The sequence below is a fragment of the Vitreimonas sp. genome (assembly GCF_036392335.1).
Lineage (GTDB): Bacteria > Pseudomonadota > Alphaproteobacteria > Caulobacterales > Aquidulcibacteraceae > Vitreimonas.
Genome location: NZ_DASVYD010000024.1, coordinates 39,494 through 54,304, shown reverse-complemented (window position 1 = coordinate 54,304; position 14,811 = coordinate 39,494). Strand labels below are relative to the sequence as shown.

Genomic DNA, 14,811 nt, shown 5'->3' with positions numbered 1-14,811 from the left:
GTCTGGACCACCGTGAAAGAGGGCTATTCCGCTAATTTTTTGAGGAATTTTTGCGTTTGCCCGTGGCCGCCCACGTAGGCTTCCGCCCCCGCAGGGTCCGCAATTTTGGCCCATTGGTCGCGGACAGTTTCCGCTGTCGCCGCCGTTCCAAGGTTCGCGCCTTCGGTCTCGTAGATGTTGGCTATGGCGAAAACGCCCGCGCCCGCGGTCAAGATCGAGCCATTCGGGGCCTCTTTGCAGGCCAGGTAGACGACGCCTGGAGTCACGTATTCCGGCGCCAGCTTCTCCAACATTTCCTTCGGCATGAGGTTTTCTGTCATGCGCGTCGCCGCCACCGGCGAAATGGCGTTGATGTGGATGTTGTTTTTCGCGCCTTCGAGCCGGAGCGTGTTCATGAGGCCAATCAGCGAGAGCTTGGCCGCGCCGTAATTGCTTTGGCCGAAATTGCCGTAGAGGCCGCTTGATGACGTGGTCACGACCACGCGGCCGTAATTTTGGGCGCGCATGATCTCCCAGACAGCCTTGAGCGGCTTCACTGTGCCCATCAAGTGCACGTCCATCACGGCGGTAAAATCGGCCAACTCCATCTTGGAGAAGCTCTTGTCGCGCAGAATGCCGGCGTTGCAGATCAGCACGTCGATCCGGCCCCAGGCGGACATGGTGCGCTCCACCATCGCCGCGACGCCGGCGTCGTTGGTGACGGACGCCCCGTCCGATATGGCTTCGCCGCCTGCGGCTTTGATCTCGGCCACGACCGCCTCGGCAGCCGCCGAAGATCCCCCTGAGCCATCGACTGAACCGCCGAGGTCGTTGACCACCACTTTCGCGCCGCGTCGGGCGAAGTCGAGCGCGTGACTGCGGCCGAGGCCGCCGCCGGCGCCGGTGACAATAACGACTTGGCCATCAAAGCGAATGTCGGACATGGGATCCCTCAAAATGAGCAGCTCTGATGAAGATTACAGGGCGGACGGTCAAGCGCGGCGCCCCGCGATTGCAGGGGCCGGCTTGTCGCATTAGCGTCACCGCCGTTTTGGGGGATGGGCTTGATTTACACGCTGGAAAACGCGCGCAGTCTGATTGCGGTCGCGCTAATCATTCTGATCTGTTGGCTTCTGTCGGAGAACAAGCGGCGATTTCCGATCTTTCTGACGCTTGGCGCGATCGCGGTGCAGGCGGGCTTGGTGTTGTTGCTGTTCGCCATCCCGAACTCGCAGGCCGTGCTGAGTGGGGTGACCGCCGCGGTGGACGGTTTGGCTGACGCCAGCGACCGCGGCGCCCAATTCGTCTTCGGATATCTGGGCGGCGGACAGTCGCCGTTCGCGACCATTCCCGAGGGCGGCCAATTGCCGTTCATCTTCGGCTTCCGCGTGCTGCCGCTCATCCTGGTGATCTCGGCGCTTTCAGCGCTGCTGTGGCATTGGCGGGTCCTCGAGTGGATCACGCGCCTGTTCGGTCTGCTGTTCGAAAAGACGATGGGATTGGGCGGGGCCTCGGCGCTCGCCGTCGCGGCGAACATCTTCATGGGCATGGTGGAAAGCCCGATCGTGATCCGGGCCTACCTCGACCGACTGTCGCGCTCCGAAATCTTTCTGATGATGGTGGTGGGGCTGGCGACAGTCGCCGGCTCAACCATGGTGGCTTACGCCGTCATCCTGGGGCCGGTGCTGCCGAACGCGGCAGGTCACGTGTTGGTGGCGTCGATTATTTCCGCGCCGGCCGGCATCTTGTTGGCGCGGATCATGATCCCTGAAGAGAAGACGTCGACCGCGCTCGATTACGACGTCACGCTCAAATACGAAAACGCGATGGACGCCATTACGCGCGGCGTTCAGGACGGCGTGATGGTGGCGGTGAATGTCGCCGCCTTCATTATCGTTTTTGTCGCGTTTGTCGGCATCGTGAACAATTTGCTGGGTCTCGCGCCGCCGCTGAACGGCGAGCCGATCACGCTACAATCTCTCTTTGGCTACCTATTCGCGCCGGTGGCCTACGCCATTGGCATCCCCTGGGAAGAAGCGCACGCCAGCGGCAACATTCTCGGCGTGAAACTTTTTCTAACCGAGTTTATCGCCTTCATCGATCTCGGCGCCGTTCCCGCCGAGGCGATGAGCGAGCGCACGCGTATGATTCTTACCTACGCCATCTGCGGTTTCGCCAATGTGGCCTCGGTCGGGATTATGACGGGGGGCATGACCGTGCTGATGCCGGAGCGACGGTCGGAAATTCTAAATCTCGCCTGGAAAGCGTTGTTGCCCGGCTTCATGGCGACGTTGATGACCGCCGCCATTGTTGCGGCGCTGCCGGCCCAATTGTTCGGAGGCTAGGATGAAGCTCTATATCGCGCCTTACGCGCCCAATCCTCGCCGGGTGATGATGTTTCTGGCGGAGAAGGGCGTGAGCGATATCGAGATCGTTACGCTCAATCTGCAAGAGGGCGAGCATCGCACCGACGCTTTCAAAAAGAAGAGCCCGCTCTCACAGATTCCCACGTTGGAATTGGATGATGGGCGCACGCTCACGGAGAGCCGGGCGATTTGCTCCTACATCGAGGCGTTGCGCCCTGAGCCAAATTTGATGGGACGCGATGCGTTCGAGCGCGCCTTTGTGGAGATGTGGGACCGACGCATGGAGCTTCTGTTCTCCATGCCGCTGATGATGTGGGTGCGGCATGGCAACCCGGTGCTGGCGGCGGTTGAGCGTGACCAAAATGCGGAGGTCGCAAGCTATAATCAGGGGCAGGCCATGCGCATGGCCAAATGGCTGGACAGCGAACTGGCGACCCGGCCTTGGGTCGCCGGCGAGCGCTTCACTATCGCGGACATTACCGCGTGCTGTGGCGTCGATTTCGCCAAAATGAATCGCTGGCGTCCGGGGGACGATTTGCCCAATTTAAAGCGTTGGCGTGAAGCGTTCGCGGCGCGTGCGGCAGGCAAGGTGGCGGCGTGAGTTAGGCGTGATTGGCGTGGAGTCGCTTGCCGAGATCGTCAGCCTTTTTCCCCAGTTTCGCGCGCCGCCGCATGAGCGCCTTCACGGCGCGTTCGGCGGCGCGATCATCGCCCGCGAGCGAGGGCTGAGCCGCCACACGCTCAAGCAACAAGAGCGCATCCCGCTCTTCGCCCAGCACATTGGCGAGCCTCTCGGAGATTTTGCGGCGACGCTTGGTCGGCCAAGCGGCCCCTAACAGCAACGCTGCATAGAAGCGATCCTTTTCGCGCTTTCGCCACTCGTGGCGCCGCGCTGGGTCATCCGAACCACGGCCGCGCCGCCGCGCCAGGCGGGCCCGGCGCAGCACACGCTTGGCGCCGCGTCGGATTTGCCCAGCCGAAGCCTCCGGCCAAACCTGCGCAAGCGCCAGCAAATCCTTCAACGCCGCGCGCATCGCGGGCGCGTCGACCGCCGGCAGTGCGTCGCGCTCGCTGTCGAGGCGTTCAGCCACCGCGGAGAGCGCCGCAGCTCGGCTTTTGCTTTGTTTGCCGGCCAAGTGCCGCGCCGCTTCGGAGAGCGCCGCAAGGTCGCGGGTGGCTGCCAGTTGACGCATCACGGCGCGTGCTGAATCGTTGAAAACCGCCGACAATCCTGGTGCGCAGGAGCGCCCGATCCGCGCGAGTGCGCGCGCGCGCTTTACCCGCACACGGCAACGATGCACGCCAGCGGGATCTCCGTCGGCCGCCTCGTACTCCTCAAGCGCTGCACGCAATTCTTCGCTTAAAGCAGCGCGGAGATCGAACGCCGGTTCAGGCGAGCGCATGTCGAATACCCCAATGCCCGCTTATGCGCGCGAGCCTGGATTGATTTTCTTGAGCGTGCCGGAAAATGCAAGTAGCGGGCGTGAAGCTTGTGTAATCACACCGCGTACGAAAACGACCGAGCGCGCATTGCGCAGCACTTCGCCCGTCCCTTCGACGATGCCGTTCAGGTCGCCCGCGCCAATGAATTCACTGTTGCATGTCAGCGTGACTGCGTGAGCGCCCTGCAATGCGTCGTGGGCGATCGCAAAAAGGGAGAAGTCGGCAAAACTCATCAAGGCGCCGCCATGGATCGCGCCGCCGCCGTTCAAATGATGGCGAAGCGGCTGGAATCCCGTGCGCACGCGGCCGTCCGTCTCCACCTTGAAGCAGAGTGGGCCGATGTGGGTCTCGAACGGATCAGCGCCCCCGCCCCATGTCGTCCAGCCGGCGAAAGGACCCTCGCTCAACACAATCGGCTTGCCGTAAGGTTCGGCGACGTCGTTCATAGTCCACTCCTAGTGCGGCGTCGGTGCTGGCATGCTAGAACCGCGCCGGCAAGGGCTGGGACATGCGGTTGATCTTCGCGATATTATCGATGTTGGCGTTGGCGCAATGCGCCACGCCCGGGACGGATCGCCGCTTTGTCGCGGGGAGCGCAGAGGATGCCTATGTCGTGATTGGCATCGCCAAGGCCCCGAATATCGATACGCCGCGCTATGATATGCTCTGGCGGATGCTCGACGAGCGCGGGCGCTTCGCCGATTATGACGATGAGCGCAGCTTGAACGTCGAAACCAATTCCAACTCTATCCGCATACGGGGCATACCGGGCGAATTCATCACTGCCCGCGTGCGCCCCGGCGTGTACGCACTCGATAGCGTCTATGCGATCATCCGCGACGCGCGCGTCAATTATTACGCAGACGGTGTGGTCATTGGCCCTGAACGTCCGGCCTTCGAAGTGCGCGCGGGCGAGGCCATCTATCTCGGCATCTGGCAGGTTGATCTGGAGGATACGCGGGCCGTGACACGTCCCTGGCGCGTTGACGTCGCGGATATGCGCGCGGCGGTCGCCGAGATTGACGACCTCGTCGGCGATGTGCGTATCCGTCACACCACGACGCGGGCGGTGCCGTGCACGCCGCAGCGCCTTGGTCCTATTTCGCAACGACAAATTTGTGGGGAAGCGCCTCAATGAGCGACACGTTTGATCTTCTGCTCGATGGTGTGCGCCGTTTCGTCAACGAGCGCCTCATTCCGCTGGAAGCCAAGGTTTCAGAGGATGACGCGATTCCGGACGAGGCGCTGGCGGAGATGCGCGAGCTTGGGCTGTTCGGCATATCCATCCCTGAAGAGTTCGGCGGCCTCGGTCTCAGCATGGAGGAGGAATGCCGCACCATGTTCGAGTTCTGCCGTTGCTCGCCGGCGTTTCGCTCGGCGTTCGGCACGAATGTGGGCATCGGCAGCCAAGGGCTCGTGATGTTCGGCACGCCCGAGCAGAAGGCGAAGTATCTGCCCGCCATTGCATCCGGCGAGATTGTCACTTCGTTTGCGCTGACCGAGCCCGAGGCAGGCTCTGATTCTGGCGCAGTGCGCACGAAGGCGGAGTTCCGCGGCGACCATTATCTGCTCAATGGTTCGAAGCGCTACATCACCAACGCGGCGCGGGCGTCGTTGTTCACGGTCATGGCGCGCACCAACCAGGACGTCAAAGGCGGAGGTGGGGTTTCATCGTTCCTCGTGCCGCGCGATCTTCCGGGTGTGTCTGTCGGCAAGCCCGAGAAGAAGATGGGTCAACAGGGGGCTCATATCCACGACGTGAATTTCGATAACGTCAAAGTACCCGTGGACAATCGGCTGGGCGAAGAGGGGCAGGGCTTTCGTATCGCCATGCAAGTGCTTGACCGCGGACGGCTGCACATCTCCGCCGTGTGCGTCGGCGTCGCCGAGCGCCTGATCGAGGAATGTGTGCGTTATGCGGCCGAGCGCAAGCAATTCGGCCAAGCCATTGCTAGCTTCCAGATGATCCAGGCAATGCTTGCGGATTGCCGCGCCGAAGCGAACGCCGGACGCGCGATGGTGCTGGAGGCGGCGCGTAAGCGCGATCGTGGCGAAGACGTGGTGATGGATGCGGCGGCGGCGAAGCTGTTCTGCTCTGAAATGGTAGGTCGCGTGGCCGACCGCGCCGTGCAGATATTCGGCGGCTCCGGCTATGTCGCCGATTACGGCATCGAGCGCTTCTATCGCGATGTGCGGATTTTCAGGTTGTATGAGGGCACCAGCGAAATCCAACGGGTGATCATTGCGCGTGAAATGATGAAGCAGGGCAAATAGCGGAATATGAGCGACGCGCCGTTCTTTCGCTTTCACCCGGGGGCCTACGAGCACGGCTGTTTCGAACAATCCGAGGAAACGTGCGCGGCATGCGGACGCGCCTGCGTGTGGAAGTATACAGGTCCGATCTATGCGCATCCGCCTGAGCCGGGCGCGATCTGCGCGCGTTGTGTCGCTGACGGCAATGCCGCCAAGGCCGTCGCTGACGGCGGCTACAGCTTGCATGATTTAAGCTTTGACGTGGAGCCGTCGGAGGATTTGGCCAAGGAGGTGGAGCAGCGCACGCCGGGCTTCGCCACCTACAATCCCTTTGTCTGGCCCGTGCGAGACGGAACGCCGCTTGCTTTTCTCGGCTTCGGTGAGGATGCCGAGCTCGCCGGCGACGCCAAGGCGAAAGCGGCCATCGCGGCGCTCGCAAAGGAGATGGGCGCGGAAATCGCGCCTGTGTATGCGATGATATTCCGAACGCTCGATGGCGCAGACTATGTCGCGACGCTCGATCTTGACTGAGCGCATCGGCGTTGAACGGAGGGTGACGCGTGACGACGCCGAAGCACGACGCTAAGCCGACGCAAAAGTCCTTGGTTGAGCACGCGAAGGGCATCGCGGCCTTGCCCGGTGAGAAATTCGCCGAGCTAAAGGCGTTTGGCGCGGAAAAGCTCGATCAGACCATGTCGGCCTTCCTGGCGGCTTTGCCTGCGCTGCGGCGAGCGGGCTACGAGTTGCGGGAATTTGAGATCGAACTCGGGATCACACCTAAGATTATCGCGCACTTCGCGCCGCATCCGGCGAGCGACGAAGACCTCGCCGCCGCGCGCGAGGCGCTGAAAGATAATAAGATCGGCGCGTCGATGCTCGGCGTGTTGCGCCGCGCGGGCGATGTGCATCGGCGGGTCCGGGTTCCGGGGTTCGAATGTGCGCACATGGAGATCGACGTGGGCGTCATTCCGGCCGTGCGGTTGCGTTACCGCACCGATACTTCAGGCGCCTGAGACACTGGACCTGAGCGGAAAGCCTTGTAGTGCGTAGGCGTGTCGAAGGCGCTGAAATCTCTTGTATCCGAAATCGCCGCATGCAGGGCGTGCGCGGGGGCGTTGCCGCATGAGCCGCGCCCGGTGGTCTGGGTGCATCCTGACGCGCGCATCCTTATCGCCGGTCAAGCGCCAGGTCGGCGGGTGCACGAAACGGGCGTCCCCTGGAACGACGCGTCCGGCGATCGGCTAAGGGCCTGGCTCGAGATGGATCGGGATCGCTTCTACGACAGGCGCGCGATCGCGGTGGCGGCGATGGGCTTCTGCTTTCCGGGAACCGTCAATGGTGCAGATCTGCCGCCGCGACGGGAATGCGCGCCGCTGTGGCGACCGCGCTTGCTCCCGCTGTTGAAGAACGTGCGCTTGACGCTTCTGGTCGGAACGTACGCGCAGCGTTATCATTTAGGGGCTGCGGTGAAACGGACATTGGGCGAGACGGTGCGCGCCTGGCGCGACTATCCGTCTGATGTCATGCCTTTGCCGCATCCTTCTTGGCGGAATAGCGCATGGCTCAAACGCAATCCGTGGTTCGAGGAAGATGTGTTGCCGGAATTGCGGCGCAGAGTCTCGTTGGCCTTGTTCTGATTGTACTGGCGGCGTGCGTCCCAACGGTGCAGCAGGCGCAATCACCGCTCGCCGAGTTTCACGGACCGCATTTTGATGTCGCCCAGGAACGCTTCTATTCATTCGATGGCGCCCCGCTCGGCTTGACCGCCTGGCTTCCCGAGGGGCGGGAGCCAAGCGCGGTGCTGATCGCGCTGCATGGCATGAATGATTACGCGAACACCTATTACCTTGCAGGTCCATGGTTCGCGGCGCGCGGCGTTGCCGTTTATGCTTATGATGCGCGCGGCTTTGGGCGTTCGCCGCAACGCGGGGTTTGGCCTGGCGAACGTCTGATGACGGAGGATCTGCGCACGGCGGTGGCTGTTGCACGGCGCACGCATCCGGGTGCAACGATCGGCGTGATCGGCGACAGTATGGGCGCTGCGACGACGATCGCGACATTCGGCGATCCGCATGCGCCGCAGGTTGATCGGGTGATCCTGGTCGCGCCCGCCGTATGGGGGTGGTCGACCCTGCCGGATGCCTACGCCGTCACGCTCTGGTTAGGCGCGCACACATTCCCGTGGCGTGCAGTGACGCCGCCGCGCAACGTTGTGCGCACGCGCATAGCCTCAGACAATCGCGAGGCGCTGCTGCAAGCGGGCCGCGCGCCGCACATGATTTGGCGGACGCGAATTGACGCCGTGTACGGACTTGTGGGTCTGATGGAGACCGCTTCGGAGCGCGCCGCCAATATGGATGGCAACGTGTTGTTCCTCTACGGCGCCAACGATCAGATCATTCCCCGCAATTCGGCGCTGGCGACGGCGCGGCGTCTGCCACGCAGTGCGCGCACGGCGTATTATGAGAACGGCTGGCACTGGCTACTGCGGGATAATCAGCGCGAGGTGGTGTACGAGGACATCCTTGCCTTCCTGCGCGACCCCACCGCGCCTTTGCCGTCCGGCGCGCCCCCGCTTCTGCCCGTCGTTCAAGCAAATCGTTAACGGGATTGCCTTAGGCTCGCCGCCGCTATGGCTGCGGCTGCTGCTAAATCCCTGTTCGACAAGCGCAAACTCGCGCTCGCCAAGGCGCGCTTCCGCGCCTGGTGGGAGGGGGAATATTTTGACGAAGAGGCGGCGCTCGCGGCGCTTGAGGCGGACGCTGCCGCCGCCAACGAGAATTCGAGCGAGGGTGTCGAGGAGGAACTCTTTGAGTTTCAGACACCGCCGCGGCTCGCGGCGCTGCAATTGCTCTGGGGGCCGGGCCGCCTTCGGCCTGGCGAAGATGGCGCTGACGGGCTTGAGCCGGCGCGCCTGGGTTTGCCGGCCGGCGGCGTTCTAGCGCTGCTTGGTCCGGGGCTTGTGGGGCCGATCGCGGCGATCGCGGAGAAGCATCCTGGACGGATCGAGGTCTTCGAGTGGCGTGAGGAAGTGATCGACACCCTCAAGCACGGTATTAAGAGTGCGGTCTTCGCGGATCGCGTAAACAGCGCCCGTGTCGATCTCGAAGCCTTCACGTTGCCGCCGAGCGCCTATGACGGCATCGTGAGCACCGACGATTTTGCCTACACTTCCTATCCGCCGCATCTGGCGCAGCAGATCATGAAGGGACTGAAACCGGGCGCGTGCGCGGTCATCGAGACTTATGTCGGGTTCAAGGCGGCGGAATTCGCAACCGCGTTCGCCGCATCCTTCGCCGAGCCGCATATCCGCCCGCACGGCGATATCGTGAAATTCCTTACAGAAGCGGGGCTCGTCGTCGAAAGCGACGAGGACATCACCGATGAGTTCTTGGCGCTCGCCCGCACGAGTTTCCTGGGACTCGGTGAAAAGCTTGCCGACGCCGCGAAACTCAGCGTGGCGGCTGCGCGCGAACTGGCTTGGGAGGCGGAGGCTTGGAAGACGCGTCTGCGTTTGCTCGCGCAGTGCCGCCTGCAACGTCGCCGCTTCGTGGTCCGCAGGCCCATCGAAGAACAGCCGGCGCCGCCGGAACCCGTGAAAGTCGCCGAAGTGACGTCGCCGCCAACGCGACCGCCGGAAAAAGAGCCCGAGCCAGATTCGACCAAACACCTCGAGATCATGCAGAAGGTGTTGGCGGAAGCTGAAAAGGACAAGAAGCGCTAGAGCGCGAATGTGAACGCGCCCGACGGCGCCAGTTCAACATCGACGGTTTCGCTCAGCGCGATACGCGCGGGCGCCAACGCGCGCCAAACCACGCCCTGCGCTTCAATGCGTACGAGGTCATGCGCACCGTGCGGGCGCACATCGCGTACGCGCGCTGCGGCGCCGGGGCGGAGAAGGATCGCTTCCGCGCGCACCACGACATCCGCCTCGGCGCCCTCGCCGAGCCGCGGCGCGGCCACGGCGCCGAAGGGTGTGTGTACCGCGCCGGCGCTTACCCGGCCGCGGAAGGTGTTGATCGGGCCAAGTGCGGCGGCGACGTGCAGCGTCGCCGGATTGTCATAGGCCTCGCGCGGAGGCGCTTCCTGCAACACCCGGCCGCCCTTCAGAATCGCCAGGCGATCGGCCACTTGCAGCGCATCTTCCGCGTCATGCGTGACGAACAGAGTCGTAGTTTTTGTTTCAGCGAGGGTCGCCAGCGTGGCGTCGCGCAGTTCGGCGCGGAGGACGGGATCAAGGCCCGAGAAGGGCTCATCCAGCAACACCGCGCGCGGCGCAGGCGCAAGCGCGCGCGCAAGTGCGACGCGCTGCTGTTCGCCGCCCGAGAGTTCGTGCGGATAGGCGTGGGCGCGATGCTTCAATCCTACGCGATCGAGCCAGCGGAGCGCGCGCTCCTCACGCTCAGCACGGGGCAGCTTGTCCAGACCGAACGCCACGTTCGCGCCGGCCGTTAAGTGCGGAAACAGGGCATAATCCTGAAAAACCATGCCGATGCGACGCGCTTCGGCGGGGAGTGTGCGCCCCACGGCTGAGACGATCTCAGTTCCGATGCGCACTTCGCCCGCATCGACGGGCTCCAGCCCGGCGATCAGGCGCATGATGGTCGATTTGCCCGAGCCCGATGGCCCAAGCAGCGCCAGGACCTTTGCTTCAGGGGCGGTGATTGAAACATCGTCCAGCGCCGCGACGCCGGCATAGGCGCGACGCACGTTCCTCAATGTTACGCTACTCATGTGCGCCCGCCCGCGTTTTGGCGATACTGCGCGTCAGCAGCAGAATGGGCGCGAGACCGGCCACGAAGATGAGCAACGATGGCGTCGCCGCTTCGAGCAATCGCTCGTCGCTCGCGTAGGTGCTTGCCTTTACCGCAAGCGTGTCGAAATCAAACGGGCGCAAGATGAGGGTGGCGGGCAATTCCTTCAGAATCTCCACGAACAAGATCAGCGCCGCCGCCGCGAGACTCGGCGCGGCGATTGGCAGATCGACGCGCATAAAGCGCCGCCACGGTCCCGCGCCAAGCGTCCGCGCTGACGCATCCAGGCCTTTGGAGAGCCGCGCGAGGCCTGCGTCGATCGGTTGGATGCCGGCCGAGGCGAAGCGCGCGGCGTAGGTCCACATTAGGGCCACGAGGGCGACGCCGGCGCCGAATCCGCCAACCCAGCCCGCTTCGCGCGCTAGACCAAACAACGCCAGCATGCCCATGGCGATCACCGCACCAGGCGCCGCGTAGCCAATGCTGGCGGCGAGCAGTGAAGTCCTGCCGAATGCGCCGATGCGCCGGGCTGCGACGGCGATCGCCGCTGCAAGCGCCAGCGTTAGCAGGGCGCCGCCGGCTGAGAGCGTGATGGAATTGAGGAAGGGGCCAGCCACGTCCTCGACATTGGCGTGCAACAGAGCGAGCCGCGCCAGCCAAGCAAGCGGCGCAATGGCGCCCAGTACAATCAATGCGGTGCAAAACAACAATGCGCCGGTTCCCGCGAGGGCGTTCAATTCATAGCGTGGCAGCGGCCGCCATCGGCTCGAGCCGCCGCCGAAGGCCGCGCGGCCACGCGCGTAACGCTCGATGATGAGGAACGCCACCGCCGCCAGGAGCAGCACAGCCGCGATCTGCAGCGCGGCCTGCGAACTGCCGTGCGCGTACCAGGCGCGGAAGATGGCCGTGGAAAGCGTGGTCAGGCCGAAATGTTGCGCCGCGCCGTAATCGGCGGCGATCTCCATGCAGGCTAGCGCACCGCCCGCGGCGATGCCGGGGCGCGCGAGCGGCAGCGCCACGCGCCAAAACACGGCGCGCGGTGTTGCGCCCAACATTCGCGCGGCCTCGATGGCGCAAGAAGACTGGCTCACAAAAGCCGCGCGTGCGGCCAGATAGACGTATGGATAAAGGCCGACCGCATAAATGAACGCAGCGCCCCAAAAGCCCTCGATCCGATAAGGGATGAGGCCGCCGGCCCAGGTGAGGCTCGTATAAGAATAAGCGAGGACGTAAGAGGGCGCCGCGAGCGGGATCACGAGCAGCCACTCGAACACGCCGCGCCCCGGAAATCTGCACAAGCTGACCAGCCATGCAGCGCCTGCGCCCAGGATGATCGCGCCGCCGCCGCCGGCGAGCATCAGAGTGAGCGTGCCGATCGCGCCATCGCGGGTGAGATTGGCGCCGAATGTCACGGTTTCGCCGGCGCCAAAAACTGCGAGCACGAGAACGACAAGCACCGGCGCAACGCAGAGCAGGGTCGCCAAAGCGGCTGCGAGCGCCACGCCGTCCAGGCGTAGCGCTCGCGCTTGTGGTGTGGTGATCGCGTCCGACGTGCTCATGCGCCCGCCGCTTCTAACGCGGTTGGCCTCAGCGCCAACCGACTTCTTCAAAAATGCGCGCCGCCTCGGCCTGATGGCGACCCAAGGCGTCGAGCGGGATTTCCTCTTCCTTGAAGGCGCCGAGCGCCGCGAGGCCGGGCGCCGCCGGAATTTCCGGACGGATGGGGTATTCGACATTCAACGGCGCCAACATGGTCTGGGCGGCGTCGCTGACGAGGTATTCGAGCAATTGCACCGCCTTGTCGCGGCGCTTGGCGTGCAGCGTCACGCCTGCGCCGGAGATGTTGACGTGCGTCCCAGCGCCGGCCTGGTCGGGGAAGACCATGCCGATCTTTTCGGCGACGGCGCGGTCGGCTGGATCGTCTGATTGCAGCAGGCGGAAGTAGTAATAATGGTTGCAGAGCGTCGCCTGCGCCTCGCCCGCAGCCACCGCCTTGATCTGGTCAGTGTCGCTGCCTTGCGGGTCACGCGCGAAATTGGCGCGCACGCCCGCCGCCCAAGCTCGCGCATTCCCGGCGCCCAATCTCTCGATGCGCGAGGCCAGGGTTGAGAGTTGATAGACGTTGGTCGAGCTGCGCGCCACGATCTGACCGCGGAAGCGCGCGTCGGCGAGATTGTCGTACGAGGCGACTTCCTCGGGTTGAACCGCGTCCTTGCGATAAACAATCACGCGCGCGCGCTTGGTGAAGCCCCAATAGGCGCCTTCGGGGTCGCGCAGGCGCGCAGGCACGCCCGCTTCGAGCGCGGGCGTCGTCACGTTCTGCAGCAGGCCCGCATCCTTGATGCGCCAGAGATTGCCGGCGTCGGCCGCGACCACGAGGTCCGCTTCGGTTGCGTCGCCCTCGGCGCGCAGGCGCTCCAGCAATTGCTCGGCATTGGCCGGCAATACGCGTACGGCGATGCCGGTCGCTTCTTCGAAGGCGTTGTAAAGCAGGCGGTCGGCGTCGTAGTGGCGGGCCGAATAGATGTTCACGAAATTCTCTTCGCCGCCACCGGTGCTCGGATTACAGGCGGCGAGCGCGGTGGCGGACGCGCCCAGCGCGAAGGCGCGGCGGCTCAAATTGAACATCAGGGGACTCCCAGCCAAAACTTGCGAATTATTCGCAAATGGCGCGCAAAGCCCGGAAAGGTCAAGCCCAGGCGCACAGGGCCGCTTGACGCAGGGCGGGCGTCGCATCATGGTCCGCGCCCTTCGGGCCCCGGGTTTTCCGGACCTCGGTCCGGGCGCGTAGCTCAGCGGGAGAGCACTCCCTTCACACGGGAGGGGTCACAGGTTCAATCCCTGTCGCGCCCACCATTCCGAACCCCTTTCCCATGCATGCGCCAGTCGTTCCGAGGTGTTCAAACACCGGCGGCGGCGCTAGAGCGGCGCTCAGTGAAATAGACCGGCGCGGGCGCTTCGGAGCGGCATGCGCAGACGGGAGAGGTTGAATGAAAGCGTTGGTCAAGCGCGAGGCGAAGCGGGGCCTTTGGCTGGAGGACGTGCCGGAGCCCGAGGCTGGCCCGAACGATGTGAAAATTCGCGTCAAGCGCACCGCCATCTGCGGCACTGATGTGCACATCTACAAATGGGACGAGTGGGCGCAGAAGACGATCCCGATCCCGATGGTGGTCGGCCACGAATTCGTCGGCGAGATCGTCGAGGTCGGCGAGAACGTCAACGACTACAAGCCCGGCATGATTGTCTCGGGCGAAGGTCACATCGTCTGCGGCCGTTGCCGCAATTGTATGGCCGGCCGGCGTCACCTCTGTCCGCACACGAGCGGCGTCGGCGTCAATCGCGACGGCGCCTTCGCGGAATATATCGTGATCCCGAACGCCAATGTCTGGCATCACGCCGACGGCATCGATCTCGACGTCGCCGCCATCTTCGATCCCTTCGGCAACGCCACGCACACCGCACTGCAATGGGATATGGTCGGCGAGGACGTACTTATCACCGGCGCAGGCCCGATCGGCGCCATGACGGCCGCCATCGCCCGCCATTGCGGCGCGCGCCACGTCGTTATCACCGACATCAACGATTATCGCTTGGATCTGGCCAAGAAGCTGGGCGCCACGCGCACCGTGAACGTCTCGCGCGAAACCCTGAGCGACGTGCAGAAAGACCTCGGCATGACCGAAGGCTTTGACGTCGGTCTCGAAATGTCCGGCGCGCCGAATGCGCTGAAAGACATGATCGACAATATGAGCCACGGCGCAAAGATTTCGATGCTGGGCATTCCGTCGGGCGAGATGCACGTGGATTGGAATAAGGTCGTCTTCAACATGCTGACGATCAAAGGCATATACGGGCGCGAAATCTTCGAGACCTGGTACAAAATGACGGTGATGATCCAATCCGGTTTGGATCTCTCACCCATCATCACGCACCGCCTGCCGTATCAGGAGTTCGAAGAAGGCTTCGAGACCATGATTGCCGGCAAGTCCGGCAAGATCATTCTGAATTGGGATTGA

16 protein-coding genes and 1 tRNA gene are annotated in these 14,811 nt (G+C 63.8%); 11 read left to right on the top strand and 6 right to left on the bottom strand.

Features of this window, described 5'->3' with window-relative positions:
- Positions 1-23: 23 nt before the first annotated feature.
- Positions 24-923, bottom strand: coding sequence for an SDR family NAD(P)-dependent oxidoreductase (locus VF769_RS05840; protein ID WP_331007436.1), 900 nt, complete (start codon positions 921-923; stop codon positions 24-26).
- Between the two features lie 123 nt (positions 924-1,046).
- On the opposite strand from VF769_RS05840, the gene VF769_RS05835 reads away from it, so the two are divergent.
- Both VF769_RS05835 and VF769_RS05830 read left to right on the top strand, forming a co-directional pair.
- A complete protein-coding gene (locus VF769_RS05835; RefSeq protein WP_349258101.1) occupies positions 1,047-2,324 on the top strand; it encodes a NupC/NupG family nucleoside CNT transporter in 1,278 nt (425 codons plus the stop codon).
- A 1-nt stretch (position 2,325) separates the two neighbouring features.
- The gene (locus tag VF769_RS05830; protein ID WP_331007434.1) at positions 2,326-2,946 is read left to right on the top strand and encodes a glutathione S-transferase family protein; all 621 of its coding nucleotides are present in this window, start codon (positions 2,326-2,328) and stop codon (positions 2,944-2,946) included.
- A 1-nt stretch (position 2,947) separates the two neighbouring features.
- Here the strand turns inward: VF769_RS05830 and VF769_RS05825 are convergent, their stop codons facing one another.
- Both VF769_RS05825 and VF769_RS05820 read right to left on the bottom strand, forming a co-directional pair.
- Positions 2,948-3,748 carry a CHAD domain-containing protein gene (locus VF769_RS05825; RefSeq protein ID WP_331007433.1) on the bottom strand — a complete coding sequence of 267 codons (801 nt, stop codon included), beginning with the start codon at positions 3,746-3,748 and terminating at the stop codon, positions 2,948-2,950.
- 21 nt (positions 3,749-3,769) lie between these two features.
- Entirely contained in the window at positions 3,770-4,234 is a 465-nt protein-coding gene (locus tag VF769_RS05820; protein WP_331007432.1) for a PaaI family thioesterase, read from the bottom strand.
- Positions 4,235-4,296: 62 nt separating this feature from the next.
- Between VF769_RS05820 and VF769_RS05815 the strand changes: the two genes are divergently transcribed.
- The 7 genes from VF769_RS05815 to VF769_RS05785 are packed head-to-tail and all read left to right on the top strand — an operon-like array spanning position 4,297 to position 9,765.
- On the top strand, positions 4,297-4,926 hold the full coding sequence (locus VF769_RS05815) for a hypothetical protein (protein ID WP_331007431.1): 630 nt from the start codon (positions 4,297-4,299) through the stop codon (positions 4,924-4,926).
- Positions 4,923-6,062, top strand: coding sequence for an acyl-CoA dehydrogenase family protein (locus VF769_RS05810; protein WP_331007430.1), 1,140 nt, complete (start codon positions 4,923-4,925; stop codon positions 6,060-6,062). The genes VF769_RS05815 and VF769_RS05810 overlap by 4 nt, the downstream gene beginning before the upstream one ends.
- Before the next feature lie 6 nt (positions 6,063-6,068).
- Complete coding sequence (locus tag VF769_RS05805) at positions 6,069-6,572, top strand: CbrC family protein (RefSeq protein WP_331007429.1); 504 nt, start codon at positions 6,069-6,071, stop codon at positions 6,570-6,572.
- A gap of 29 nt (positions 6,573-6,601) precedes the next feature.
- The gene (locus VF769_RS05800; RefSeq protein ID WP_331007428.1) at positions 6,602-7,054 is read left to right on the top strand and encodes a hypothetical protein; all 453 of its coding nucleotides are present in this window, start codon (positions 6,602-6,604) and stop codon (positions 7,052-7,054) included.
- Positions 7,055-7,093: 39 nt separating this feature from the next.
- Positions 7,094-7,678 (top strand): uracil-DNA glycosylase family protein, encoded by a 585-nt coding sequence (locus VF769_RS05795; RefSeq protein ID WP_331007427.1) that lies wholly within the window; start codon positions 7,094-7,096, stop codon positions 7,676-7,678.
- A gap of 26 nt (positions 7,679-7,704) precedes the next feature.
- Positions 7,705-8,646, top strand: coding sequence for an alpha/beta fold hydrolase (locus VF769_RS05790; protein ID WP_331007426.1), 942 nt, complete (start codon positions 7,705-7,707; stop codon positions 8,644-8,646).
- 27 nt (positions 8,647-8,673) lie between these two features.
- Positions 8,674-9,765, top strand: a complete 1,092-nt coding sequence (locus VF769_RS05785) for a hypothetical protein (RefSeq protein WP_331007425.1) — start codon at positions 8,674-8,676, stop codon at positions 9,763-9,765.
- Here the strand turns inward: VF769_RS05785 and VF769_RS05780 are convergent.
- The 3 genes from VF769_RS05780 to VF769_RS05770 are packed head-to-tail and all read right to left on the bottom strand — an operon-like array spanning position 9,762 to position 13,423.
- Positions 9,762-10,775 carry an ABC transporter ATP-binding protein gene (locus tag VF769_RS05780; RefSeq protein ID WP_331007424.1) on the bottom strand — a complete coding sequence of 338 codons (1,014 nt, stop codon included), beginning with the start codon at positions 10,773-10,775 and terminating at the stop codon, positions 9,762-9,764. The two genes, VF769_RS05785 and VF769_RS05780, sit on opposite strands and share 4 nt — an antisense overlap.
- Positions 10,768-12,354 carry an iron ABC transporter permease gene (locus VF769_RS05775; protein ID WP_331007423.1) on the bottom strand — a complete coding sequence of 529 codons (1,587 nt, stop codon included), beginning with the start codon at positions 12,352-12,354 and terminating at the stop codon, positions 10,768-10,770. Before VF769_RS05775 ends, VF769_RS05780 begins: the two co-directional genes overlap by 8 nt.
- 28 nt (positions 12,355-12,382) lie before the next feature.
- Positions 12,383-13,423 carry an extracellular solute-binding protein gene (locus VF769_RS05770; RefSeq protein WP_331007422.1) on the bottom strand — a complete coding sequence of 347 codons (1,041 nt, stop codon included), beginning with the start codon at positions 13,421-13,423 and terminating at the stop codon, positions 12,383-12,385.
- A 153-nt stretch (positions 13,424-13,576) separates the two neighbouring features.
- Here VF769_RS05770 and VF769_RS05765 point away from each other — a divergent pair.
- Both VF769_RS05765 and tdh read left to right on the top strand, forming a co-directional pair.
- Positions 13,577-13,651, top strand: a tRNA-Val gene (locus VF769_RS05765).
- A gap of 134 nt (positions 13,652-13,785) precedes the next feature.
- Positions 13,786-14,811, top strand: coding sequence for an L-threonine 3-dehydrogenase (gene tdh / locus VF769_RS05760; RefSeq protein ID WP_331007421.1), 1,026 nt, complete (start codon positions 13,786-13,788; stop codon positions 14,809-14,811).

Excerpts from the sequence above, each read along its gene's own strand:
- VF769_RS05825 (WP_331007433.1), bottom strand. The coding sequence starts at position 3,748 with ATGCGCTCGCCTGAACCGGCGTTCGATCTCCGCGCTGCTTTAAGCGAA.
- VF769_RS05820 (WP_331007432.1), bottom strand. The coding sequence starts at position 4,234 with ATGAACGACGTCGCCGAACCTTACGGCAAGCCGATTGTGTTGAGCGAG.
- VF769_RS05805 (WP_331007429.1), top strand. The coding sequence starts at position 6,069 with ATGAGCGACGCGCCGTTCTTTCGCTTTCACCCGGGGGCCTACGAGCAC.
- VF769_RS05840 (WP_331007436.1), bottom strand. The coding sequence starts at position 923 with ATGTCCGACATTCGCTTTGATGGCCAAGTCGTTATTGTCACCGGCGCC.
- tdh (WP_331007421.1), top strand. The coding sequence starts at position 13,786 with ATGAAAGCGTTGGTCAAGCGCGAGGCGAAGCGGGGCCTTTGGCTGGAG.
- VF769_RS05810 (WP_331007430.1), top strand. The coding sequence starts at position 4,923 with ATGAGCGACACGTTTGATCTTCTGCTCGATGGTGTGCGCCGTTTCGTC.
- VF769_RS05770 (WP_331007422.1), bottom strand. The coding sequence starts at position 13,423 with ATGTTCAATTTGAGCCGCCGCGCCTTCGCGCTGGGCGCGTCCGCCACC.
- VF769_RS05830 (WP_331007434.1), top strand. The coding sequence starts at position 2,326 with ATGAAGCTCTATATCGCGCCTTACGCGCCCAATCCTCGCCGGGTGATG.
- VF769_RS05775 (WP_331007423.1), bottom strand. The coding sequence starts at position 12,354 with ATGAGCACGTCGGACGCGATCACCACACCACAAGCGCGAGCGCTACGC.
- VF769_RS05815 (WP_331007431.1), top strand. The coding sequence starts at position 4,297 with ATGCGGTTGATCTTCGCGATATTATCGATGTTGGCGTTGGCGCAATGC.
- VF769_RS05785 (WP_331007425.1), top strand. The coding sequence starts at position 8,674 with ATGGCTGCGGCTGCTGCTAAATCCCTGTTCGACAAGCGCAAACTCGCG.
- VF769_RS05780 (WP_331007424.1), bottom strand. The coding sequence starts at position 10,775 with ATGAGTAGCGTAACATTGAGGAACGTGCGTCGCGCCTATGCCGGCGTC.